This is a genomic window from Streptomyces sp. NRRL S-31, assembly GCF_000718775.1.
In the GTDB taxonomy this organism is placed as follows: domain Bacteria; phylum Actinomycetota; class Actinomycetes; order Streptomycetales; family Streptomycetaceae; genus Streptomyces.
On record NZ_JOCB01000049.1, the window covers coordinates 43,993 to 54,281 of the forward strand.

A 10,289-nucleotide genomic window follows, 5' to 3' on the forward strand; every position below is an offset into this window, starting at 1 on the left:
GCGCCCCGCACGGGGGGCGGGGCGGGCTTCACTCCCCGGCGGTGTCCAGCACCCGCACCGGCAGGGCGCGGAGCGCCCCGCGCAGGGCCGCCGCCAATTCCTCGTACTCCCCGGCACGCGCCGCGCCGGCCCGCATCGCGAAGGCGACCCGGCGGCTCGGCGCGGGCTCGGCGAAGTAGCCGGTCAGCAACTGGCTGCTGCGGGTGGTCTCCAGCTTCAGCGCGGTGCGCGGCAGCAGCGTGCAGCCGAGGCCGCCCGCCACCAGCTGGACCAGGGTGGACAGTCCGGCGGCCGTGGTGGTGACCGGGGCGTCCGCGCGGCCCGCCTCCCGGCAGATGTCCAGGGCCTGGTCGCGCAGGCAGTGCCCCTCGTCCAGAAGCAGCAGGTTCAGCTCCTTCAGCGCCTCGCGCGGGATGCCCTCCCGGCCGCCGAGCCAGTGGTCGAGCGGGGTGACGAGCACGAAGTCCTCGTCGAACAGGGGCAGTTCCACCACGCCGGGGACGCCGAGCGGCACGGCCAGCAACAGCAGGTCGAGGCGGCCGGAGTTCAGGCCGTCGAGCAGGCTGGCGGTCTGCTCCTCGTGCACCTGGAGGTCGAGGTGCGGGTAGCGCTCGTGGACGAGCCGGAGCACGGCCGGCAGCAGGTACGGCGCGACCGTCGGGATCACCCCCAGCCGCAGCGCGCCCGTGAACGGCGCCCGGACCGCCTCCGCCTCCTCCAGCAGCGCGCCGACCTCGTCCAGCACTGCCTTGGCCCGCACGGAGAGCCGCTCCCCCGCGGGTGAGAGCAGCACCTTGCGGGTCGTACGCTCAAGGAGGGTCACGCCCAGGGTCTCCTCCAGCGCGGAGACCGCGCCGGACAGGGCGGGCTGGCTCATCCCGATGGCCGCCGCCGCGTCCCGGAAGTGCAGGTGCTCGGCCACGGCGGCGAACGCCCGCAGTTGCGCCAGGCTGGGCTGTCGCCGCTTTCCGTTACCCACGGTCACTGATAGCTACCTCCGATCAACACGACCAAGTGTAGCTATTTCCCTAATCAATACTCGCCGTGCCAACATCGACAGCGACCAACCCCCCGGGAAACCCCCCAAAAGGGGAGTTTCTTCGCTGCAAGGAGAGCGTGTGCTCACTGTCGGTGACAAGTTCCCCGAGTTCGAACTGACCGCCTGCGTCTCGCTGGAGAAGGGCCAGGAGTTCGAGCAGATCCACCACAAGTCCTACGAGGGCAAGTGGCTCGTGGTCTTCGCGTGGCCCAAGGACTTCACGTTCGTGTGCCCGACCGAGATCGCCGCGTTCGGGAAGCTGAACGACGAGTTCGCCGACCGCGACGCCCAGATCCTGGGCTTCTCCGGTGACTCCGAGTTCGTCCACCACGCCTGGCGCAAGGACCACCCGGACCTGACCGACCTGCCGTTCCCGATGATGGCCGACTCCAAGCACGAGCTGATGCGCGACCTCGGCATCGAGGGCGAGGACGGCTTCGCGCAGCGCGCCGTCTTCATCGTCGACCCCAACCGCGAGATCCAGTTCACGATGGTCACCGCCGGTTCCGTGGGCCGCAACCCCAAGGAGGTCCTGCGGGTCCTGGACGCCCTCCAGACCGACGAGCTGTGCCCCTGCAACTGGACCAAGGGCGAGAACACCCTCGACCCGGTCGCGCTGCTGGCCGGTGAGTGACCCGTGTCGCTCGACTCGCTGAAGTCCCGTATCCCGGACTACGCCAAGGACCTGAAGCTCAACCTGGGCTCGGTCATCGGCAACTCGGACCTGCCGGCGCAGCAGCTGTGGGGCACGGTGCTGGCGACCGCGATCGCCTCCCGCTCCCCGATCGTGCTGCGTGAGCTGGAGCCCGAGGCGAAGGCGAACCTCTCGCCGGAGGCGTACCAGGCCGCCAAGGCCGCCGCCGCCGTCATGGCGATGAACAACGTCTTCTACCGGACCCGGCACCTGCTGTCGGACCACGAGTACGGCACTCTGCGCGCGGGCCTGCGGATGAACGTCATCGGCAACCCGGGCGTGGAGAAGGTCGACTTCGAGCTGTGGTCGTTCGCGGTCTCCGCGATCAACGGCTGTGGCATGTGCCTGGACTCGCACGAGCAGGTGCTGCGCAAGGCCGGCGTGGAGCGCGAGACCGTCCAGGAGGCGTTCAAGATCGCTTCCGTGGTGCAGGCGGTCGGCGTCACGCTGGACGCCGAGGCCGTCCTGGCCGAGTAAGGCCCTTCCCGAGGACCCCGCTCACCCCTGGTGAGCGGGGTCTTCCGCGTCCGCCCCGCCCGGCACGGCCGCCGCGTCCGGCGCGGGCTTCGCGCCGGACGCCTCATCGGTGCCCGCCGTGTCCCGGGTGGCCGCCGCCTCCCCGGTGGCCGCCGCGCCGGAGTCCCCGGCGGGCCCGTCGGCGGTCTGCTCGTGGAGTTCGTGCGAGTACTGCCGCAGATATCCCACCACGGTGTTCGTCACCGCCACCAGCGGTACGGCCACCACCGCGCCGCCGATGCCGGCCACCATGCCGCCGGCGGCCACGGTCAGGACGACCGCCAGCGGGTGCACCCGGACCGCGCGGCCCAGGATGAACGGCTGGAGGACGTGCCCCTCGATCTGCTGGACCGCGAGCACCACCACCAGGGTCATCAGGGCCGTGAACACACCCTGGGTGACCAGCGCCACGATCACCGCCAGCGCGCCGGAGGCGACCGCGCCGACCAGCGGGATGAAGGAGAACAGGAAGATGAACACGGCCAGTGGGACGGCCATCGGCACGTCCAGGAAGTAGATGCCGATGCCGATGAAGATGGCGTCTATGAGGGCGACCAGCACCGTGCCGCGGACGTAGGCGGTCAGGGTGCGCCAGGCGCGCGGGCCGGCACCGGCCACGCCCTCGCGGGCCGCGGCGGGCACCAGCTTCAGGAACCACTGCCAGATGCGCCTGCCGTCGTAGAGCAGGAACAGCGTCGAGAAGAACACCAGCAGGATGCCGGTCAGGGCCTCGACGATGACCTGGACGCCCTCCAGGCCCGCGGACGTTATCTGGTCGGCGTTGGCGCCGATCGCCTCGCGGAGGTTCTTGGCGATCTGGTTGATCTGCTTGTCGGTGACGTGGAAGGGGCTCTTCAGCAGCCAGTTGCGCAGGTCGTCGATGCCGGACTGGATCTGGGTGGAGAGCGTGTCGATGTTCTCCACGACCTGCCAGGTCACGAACCAGCCCATGAGGCCGATGACGACGAAGCCGCTGATGGCGGTGAGCGCGGTGGCCGGACCGCGCGGCACCCCGCGCCGGGTGAGCCGGGCGACCGTCGGCTGGAGCAGGGCGGTGACCAGCAGGGCGATGACGAAGGTGAAGACGACCAGTTGGATCGCGCTGATCACCCGCATCAGCACCCAGACGGTGCCGGCCAGCACCAGCAGCCGCCAGCCCGCCTCGGCGGCGACCCGCACGCCCCAGGGCACGGCCTCGGCGGGGTCGGGACGGCGGCCGGACGGCGGCGCGGACCGGCGTACCGGCGGGGCGGCTGCGGCGGCGGGGCGGCCGGCCGGCTCGGGTACGGCGGCGGGCGCGTCGCGGTCCTTCTCCACCTCGGCGCGGCGCTCGTCCAGACGCTCGCTCATCTCGGTGAGACCGGCCCCGATCCGGCCGAGCCACCCTGGCACTCGCGACATATCCGTCCTCTTCCCCCGCGTCCCCGGGCGCTCGCCACCACTCCCCTGGAGTCGTTCCGATACGACCGTACAGTGCGAAAGCCCCTCACCCGGGGACGGGGAGGGGCTGCGCGGGGCCTAGGTGAGCGGGTGGCCTAGTACCAGTGGTTGGCCTGCCAGAACGACCATGCCTGGCAGGGGCTGCCGTAGCGCTCGTTCATGTAGTTGAGGCCCCACTTGATCTGGGTCGCCGGGTTGGTCCGCCAGTCGGCGCCGGCGGAGGCGTACTTGCCGGCGGGCAGGGCCTGGAAGAGACCGTAGGCACCGGAGGAGGCGTTGACCGCCTGGTAGTTCCAGCTGGACTCGTGGTCCACGATGTTGCTGAAGCACTGGAACTGGCCGCCGGCCACCATCTGACGCGCCATCGCCTGGATCTGCGCCGCGGAGTAGCTGCCCTGGACCGGGAAGCTGGCGGTGTCGCGGACGTCGTCGCGGCTGGCGGCCTTCGCGGCCTTCGCCTCGGCGCGCTCCTTGGCCTCCGCGGCGGCCTTGGCCGCCGCCGCCTTCTCGGCGGCGTCCTTCTTCGCGATCGCGGTCTCGGCGGCAGCCTTGCGGGCCGCTTCCTCGGCGTCCTTCTTGGCGCTCGCGTCCGCGGCGATGGCCTGGGCGTCGGCCTGCTGCGTCAGGGACGCGGTCTGCACCTGCGCCTGCTGACCCGCGGGTATGTCCGCGAGGAGCGTGGTGTCGGCTGCCATCGCCTCGGCGTCGTTGTTGTTCTGCGCGACGCTGCCCGAGGCAACTCCGACGACGCTTCCGACGGCGGTGACCGCGGTGGCCGAGGCCACTGCGAATCCCCGGACCGAAATCCGGCTCACACGGTTTCCTTCCAGCATCGCCCGCTTCGGTGACCCTGGCGGACGCGATCGTGCCCCTTGCCACTGGCCTCCCAACTGCACGGTCACGGGAGGCACGGGCCCGGTGGGCAACTCCCGCTCGGGGAGCGCCGCGTAGTGCGCGGGCGGCATACGACGGACTCTATGGAGTTGGTGTGACGCCTGTGGTGCGATACCGCTGGGGGTACAGCTGTGTCGTATGCGGGGCCTGACAGGAACGAGACTCTGCCGTAACCGGACGCCGCGTGGCAATTCTGTGTTGCGTGTGAAAGCTCACATCTCGTTTGGCCCAAAGGATTTCAGGAAAATCCCGCGCGTGACGGCGCCGCCCGGCTAGGCTCTTCGCCTTTGCCGGACGGCGCCAACGGCTGGGCCGGACGGGTCGGATCAGATGTGTCCGTCCTCCAGCATTTCGGTCACGAGCGCCGCGATCTGGGACCTCTCGGAACGAGTCAGCGTGACGTGGGCGAAAAGGGGATGTCCCTTCAGCTTCTCCACCACGGCGACGACACCGTCGTAGCGGCCCACGCGCAGATTGTCCCGCTGTGCCACGTCATGGGTGAGGACCACCCGCGAGTTGGCGCCGATCCGGGACAGGACGGTGAGCAGCACGTTCCGTTCCAGCGACTGCGCCTCGTCCACGATGACGAACGCGTCGTGCAGCGACCTGCCGCGGATGTGGGTCAGCGGGAGGACCTCCAGCATCCCGCGCGCGGTGACCTCCTCGATGACCTCGCGGCTGGTGACCGCCGAGAGCGTGTCGAAGACGGCCTGCGCCCACGGGCTCATCTTCTCCGCCTCGCTGCCCGGCAGGTAGCCCAGTTCCTGGCCGCCCACGGCGTACAGCGGCCGGAAGACCATCACCTTCTGGTGCTGCCGGCGCTCCAGGACCGCCTCCAGGCCCGCGCAGAGCGCCAGCGCCGACTTGCCGGTGCCGGCCCGGCCGCCCATCGAGACGATGCCGACGTCCGGGTCGAGCAGCAGATCGAGCGCGATGCGCTGCTCGGCGCTGCGGCCCTTGATGCCGAACGCCTCCCGGTCGCCGCGCACCAGGCGGACGGTGCCCTCCGCGGTGACGCGGCCGAGCGCCTTGCCGCGCTCGGACTGGATGGTCAGGCCGGTGTGCACGGGGAGGTCGGCCGCCTCCGGGACGTACACGTGTCCTTCCTCGAAGAGCACGTCGACCTGTTCACCCGGCAGGGTGAGTTCGCTCATCCCGGTCCAGCCGGAGTTCTCCGTGATGGCCAGCTCGGCCCGGTACTCCTCGGCGAGGAGGCCGACCGAGGACGCCTTGATCCTGAGCGGCAGATCCTTCGACACGACGGTGACGTCGAATCCCTCGGCCTGGAGGTTGCGGGCCACCGCGAGGATGCGGGAGTCGTTGTCGCCCAACCGGTAGCCGGTGGGCAGCACGCTGGGGTCCGAGTGGTTGAGCTCGACCCGGACGGTCCCGCCCAGTTCCCCGATCGGGATGGGGGCGTCGAGGCGGCCGTTCTTCACCCGGTAGTCGTCCAGCAGGCGCAGCGCCTGGCGGGCGAAGTAGCCGAGCTCGGGATGGTGCCGCTTGGCCTCCAGCTCCGTGACCACCACGATGGGGAGCACGACCTCGTGCTCGTCGAAGCGGGTCAGGGCGTTCGGGTCGGCCAGCAGGACGCTGGTGTCGAGAACATACGTGCGCCGGTCGGGCTTGTGGCGCTTTGTACTGGTCACCACGGAAGGACGTACCCCCTCGGATGAGGTCGGGGAGCGACGAAGTGATCCTGGACCGGTCTCAGGCCCCCGCGCGCGGCGGGCCGTGGACCGGCCCTCCGCGGCTGCTTCCGTGCCGAGACCGCACGGTCGGGCTGGTGCAAAGGGCCTCCCGGGCGGACGGCCCCGAGCCGCCCGCTGAGATCCGACACCCGTGGTTCGGGTGTCGACCTGCTTGATTCATGCCCTCGAACACTCGCCGCCATGCAAATGCGGCCAACAGCGGACCGGTGAACTCCTTGTTACGTCCGCACGAATCACGGGGCATGACAACGCCCCGTCACCGGGCGGTGACGGGGCGGGACCGGACGGGTCAGCCGCCGAAGCGGCGGTGACGTGCGGCGTAGTCACGCAGGGCGCGCAGGAAGTCCACCTTGCGGAAGGCGGGCCAGAAGACCTCGCAGAAGTAGTACTCGGAGTGAGCGGTCTGCCAGAGCATGAATCCGGACAGCCGCTGTTCACCGCTGGTGCGGATCACCAGGTCCGGGTCGGGCTGGGCGCCGGTGTAGAGGTGGCGGCCGATCATGTCGATGTCGACGGACTCGGCGAGGTCCTCCAGCGAGACGCCCCTGTCCTGGGCGTCGTGCAGCATGGAGCGCACCGCGTCGGCGATCTCCTGCCGGCCCCCGTAGCCGATGGCCACGTTGACGAGTATGCCGTCGATGTGGGCGGTGGCCTCCTCGGCCTCCTTCAGGGTGCGCTGCATGCCGGCGGGCAGCAGGTCCATCGTGCCGACGTGGTGGACGCGCCAGCGGCCGTCGGCGGCGAGGGTGCGGACGACGTCCTCGATGATCCCGAGCAGGGGCACCAGCTCTTCCTGCGGGCGGTCGAAGTTGTCGGTGGAGAGCAGCCACAGGGTGACCACCTCGACGTCGGTCTCGGTGCACCAGCCGAGGAACTCCTCGATCTTGTCGGCACCGGCCCGGTGGCCGTGCACGGCGCTGGAGCCGGAGGCCTTCGCCCAGCGGCGGTTGCCGTCCATGATGACGCCGATGTGCTTGGGCACCTGAGCGTGGTCCAGGTGGCCTTCCACCCGGCGTGCGTAGAGCCTGACGAGCAGACCGCGCAGCTTGTCGCGCAGGTTCACGTGACCCTCCGGGGGGTTGGGCGCGGGGCAGGGGGAGTCGGAGCCGTTGAGCCTACCGCTGCCGGCGGCCTGCTTCGGCCCGGGGATTGACCACGCGGCGCAGCCGTATGCCGCATGCGGGCCGCGTCCCCGCAGACGGGAGACGCGGGGCCGGGGCGGAGCGGTTCCGGAAGTCCGCGAAAGAAAAACGGGCCGGTCCGTGGGGGGGAGACGGACCGGCCCGAGGGGGGGTTTCCACCATAACCCTTCGTAAGGGATGGTGGGTGCATCGGCGTGCCACAACTACTCTCCGGAATCACCCGACGACGCCCCGGTGGACGCGGAATGCGCGATTCAGGGGAGTTTCACGGCCGGTCCACAGCCGATTCCCAGGTAATTCGATCGGTTACGAAAGGATTCGCAAGGATTACGCCATCTTGGGGGTACATCGGCATGTCACCCCCGGGTCCCCCCGATGGGCTACCCGACCGGCGAACGGCGACTTGACCGTTCCGGTTCGGCGACAGAGCGCCGAACCGGCCGCTCCACGGCACCGCACCGGCCGCCCATCACACGACACCACGCGCATTGTTTTGCTCGCGCGAATTTCGTTGGTCTGAACTTACGCGCCCGATGCGCCATGGGGAGCACAGCGCTCGATAACGATGTGGAAACCCCCGGGAAACTGCCGGGAAAACACCCCGTCGAATCCGGGCGGTCCGGGCGCTTTCCCCCGGTCCGCCGGTTTCGTCAGCGGTCCGGTTTGCGCACGTCGAAAAGGTGCCGGGCGCTGTGCGCGACGAACGGCCCCTCCCGCCGGATCCGCTCGTGCAGCGCCCGCAGCCGGGGCTCGTACGCCTCGACGGTGAAACCCGGGACCATCCACACCACCTTGCGCAGGAAATGCACGACGGCGGCGATGTCGTGGAACTCCATCCGCAGCCGCTCCGCCCGGAGCCCGGCCACCACCAGCCCCGCCGCCTCGGCACCGGCCCGCTCCTCCTCCGGGTCGCGGGCCCGGCGCACTTCCGGCGGCTGCGGCCCGAGGAAGTACTCGACCAGCTCGAAGACGCTGCCGGGTCCCACGTGCTGGGCGAAGTACGTCCCGCCGGGGCGCAGCACCCGGGCGATCCCGTCCCAGTGCGGGCGCACCGGATGCCGGCTGAGCACCAGGTCGAACGCCTCGTCCGCGAACGGCAGCGGGGCGTCGTCCGGGGCCGCCACCACGACGACACCGCGGGGCCGCAGCAGGGCCGTGGCCTTCGCCACGTTCGGCGGCCAGCCCTCGGTGGCCGCCACCAGCGCCGGCCGCCGCGGCTCCGCCCGCCCGAGCGCGAAGTCCAGCACCTCCCCGCCGCCGGTCTGGATGTCGAGCACGGCCTCGGCCCCGGCCAGCCGCTCCCCCGCCGACCGGGCGTACCCCCACGACGGCCGGGCCTCGCTGGCCCGCCCCTCGAACCAGGAGAAGTCCCACCCCTCGGTGGGCACGGCGACACCCTCGGCCACGAGGTCCTCGAAGGAGCGGTTCCCGGTCATACGGTCATGATCGCAGCGCGGAGCCGCCCCTTCCCTTCCGTCCCTCACGTCCCTCACGTCTCTGTGGGGACGAGGGGGCGGACCTCCGTGGCGGTGAAGCGCACGAAGCCCTCCGGGTCGGGTTCGTCCGCCGTCGGTTGCAGGACGACCGTGTCCGCTCCGGCCCCGGCCAGCCGCCGTACCGCCTCGGCCACCGCGCCCGCGTCCCCGGCCACCCCCACGTCCGGCACCGACTCCAGTCCCTGGGCGGTGAGTTCGGCGCGCAACCGGGCGTCGGCGCCGGCGCCGGTGGCGGTCAGCAGGTAGACGACGATCCGGTGCCGGCCGTCGCGTCCGGCCGCCCGCCGGCCCTCCTCGACGAGCCGCCGGGCCCGCCGTACGCCGTCCACCGGGGTGGCGGCGGTGAGCAGGGTCCCGTCGGCCTTCTCGCCGGAGAGCCGGAGCGTACGGGGCCCGGTGGCGCCCGCGAGGACCTCGACCGGGTGCTCCGGCGGCCAGTCGAGGGCGACCTCGTCCAGCCGGACGTACCGCCCGCGCACGCTGAGCCGCTCCCCGCGCAACAGGGCGCGCAGGGCGTCGAGGTGCTCGCCGAGGAGGCCGAGCGGTGAGGCGGCCCGGGCACCGACCTGCCCCATCCAGTCCTGCACTCCGTGGCCCACGGTCAGCACGGCCCGGCCGGGGAACATCCGCTCCAGCGAGGCGGCCTCCATGGCGGTGACGGCCACGTTCCTGAGCGGCACGGGGAGCAGCCCGATGCCGACCCGCAGCCGCTCGGTCCAGGCGAGCGCGGCGGCGGCCGTGGACACCCCGCCCTCCAGGAAGCAGTCCTCCCACAGCCACAGCTCGTCGAGCCCCACGTCGTCGGCGAGGCGGGCGACGGCGCGCAGCCGCTCGGGAGGGAGCTGGGGGCGGAACACGGCGCCGAGGGCTGTCATGGCGTCCTTCCTGGTGGGGAGAACGGGAAAGGGCAACGCGATTACCATCCCGGCGAGTTGGCCGGCCGGGGAAGGGGAGGACGGAACATGGGGCGCTGGCGGGACGGGCGGGGACGGCTGACCGTGCGGACGGCCTCCGGCGAGGTGCTCGGCCGCGCCGTCCCGCTGGAGATCTCGGCCTCCTACCGGGCACGGACGAGGGGACTGCTGGGCCGGGACTCGGTCGACGGGGCGATGCTGCTGTCACCGGCGAGCGGGGTGCACACGTTCGGGATGCGCATCCCGATCGACGTGGCCTATCTGGACCGCCGGCTGCGGGTCGTCGCCGTCCGCACGATGGCCCCGGGGCGCCTGGGCCTGCCGCGCCTGCGGGCGCGGCACGTACTGGAGGCGGCGGCCGGGGCGATGGCGGGGTGGGGGGTGCGGGCGGGGGCACGGGTGGAGGTGGAGGTCGAGGCCGGGGCGGACGGGGCGGACGGGG

At 71.5% G+C, this 10,289-nt stretch carries 10 protein-coding genes; 3 read left to right on the forward strand and 7 right to left on the reverse strand.

Annotated features, from left to right (window positions below):
* Positions 1 to 28 precede the first annotated feature (28 nt).
* On the reverse strand, positions 29 to 979 hold the full coding sequence (locus IF37_RS0120115) for a LysR substrate-binding domain-containing protein (RefSeq protein ID WP_030744322.1): 951 nt from the start codon (positions 977 to 979) through the stop codon (positions 29 to 31).
* Between the two features lie 139 nt (positions 980 to 1,118).
* Between IF37_RS0120115 and IF37_RS0120120 the strand changes: the two genes are divergently transcribed.
* Both IF37_RS0120120 and IF37_RS0120125 read left to right on the forward strand, forming a co-directional pair.
* Positions 1,119 to 1,673, forward strand: coding sequence for a peroxiredoxin (locus tag IF37_RS0120120; RefSeq protein WP_030744324.1), 555 nt, complete (start codon positions 1,119 to 1,121; stop codon positions 1,671 to 1,673).
* A gap of 3 nt (positions 1,674 to 1,676) precedes the next feature.
* A complete protein-coding gene (locus IF37_RS0120125) occupies positions 1,677 to 2,210 on the forward strand; it encodes an alkyl hydroperoxide reductase (protein WP_030744327.1) in 534 nt (177 codons plus the stop codon).
* A 21-nt stretch (positions 2,211 to 2,231) separates the two neighbouring features.
* Here IF37_RS0120125 and IF37_RS0120130 read toward each other — a convergent pair whose 3' ends face one another.
* The 6 genes from IF37_RS0120130 to IF37_RS0120155 all read right to left on the reverse strand — a co-directional run bounded on the left by IF37_RS0120130 (position 2,232) and on the right by IF37_RS0120155 (position 9,856).
* Entirely contained in the window at positions 2,232 to 3,650 is a 1,419-nt protein-coding gene (locus tag IF37_RS0120130) for an AI-2E family transporter (RefSeq protein ID WP_052845277.1), read from the reverse strand.
* Between the two features lie 134 nt (positions 3,651 to 3,784).
* A complete protein-coding gene (locus IF37_RS0120135; RefSeq protein WP_030744334.1) occupies positions 3,785 to 4,504 on the reverse strand; it encodes a transglycosylase SLT domain-containing protein in 720 nt (239 codons plus the stop codon).
* A 405-nt stretch (positions 4,505 to 4,909) separates the two neighbouring features.
* Complete coding sequence (locus tag IF37_RS0120140; protein WP_030744337.1) at positions 4,910 to 6,235, reverse strand: PhoH family protein; 1,326 nt, start codon at positions 6,233 to 6,235, stop codon at positions 4,910 to 4,912.
* Between the two features lie 349 nt (positions 6,236 to 6,584).
* Positions 6,585 to 7,358, reverse strand: a complete 774-nt coding sequence (locus tag IF37_RS0120145; protein WP_030744340.1) for an isoprenyl transferase — start codon at positions 7,356 to 7,358, stop codon at positions 6,585 to 6,587.
* A gap of 729 nt (positions 7,359 to 8,087) precedes the next feature.
* A complete protein-coding gene (locus tag IF37_RS0120150) occupies positions 8,088 to 8,873 on the reverse strand; it encodes a methyltransferase domain-containing protein (protein ID WP_030744343.1) in 786 nt (261 codons plus the stop codon).
* 53 nt (positions 8,874 to 8,926) lie between these two features.
* The gene (locus IF37_RS0120155; RefSeq protein ID WP_079165811.1) at positions 8,927 to 9,856 is read right to left on the reverse strand and encodes an LLM class flavin-dependent oxidoreductase; all 930 of its coding nucleotides are present in this window, start codon (positions 9,854 to 9,856) and stop codon (positions 8,927 to 8,929) included.
* 39 nt (positions 9,857 to 9,895) lie between these two features.
* Here IF37_RS0120155 and IF37_RS0120160 point away from each other — a divergent pair.
* Positions 9,896 to 10,289, forward strand: a 394-nt coding sequence (locus tag IF37_RS0120160) for a DUF192 domain-containing protein (RefSeq protein ID WP_063886400.1), incomplete at its 3' end; no start/stop codon positions are given.

Bases quoted from the DNA above. Each gene is read 5' to 3' on its own strand.
- IF37_RS0120130 (WP_052845277.1), bottom strand. From the start codon at position 3,650: ATGTCGCGAGTGCCAGGGTGGCTCGGCCGGATCGGGGCCGGTCTCACC.
- IF37_RS0120150 (WP_030744343.1), bottom strand. From the start codon at position 8,873: ATGACCGGGAACCGCTCCTTCGAGGACCTCGTGGCCGAGGGTGTCGCC.
- IF37_RS0120155 (WP_079165811.1), bottom strand. From the start codon at position 9,856: ATGGTAATCGCGTTGCCCTTTCCCGTTCTCCCCACCAGGAAGGACGCC.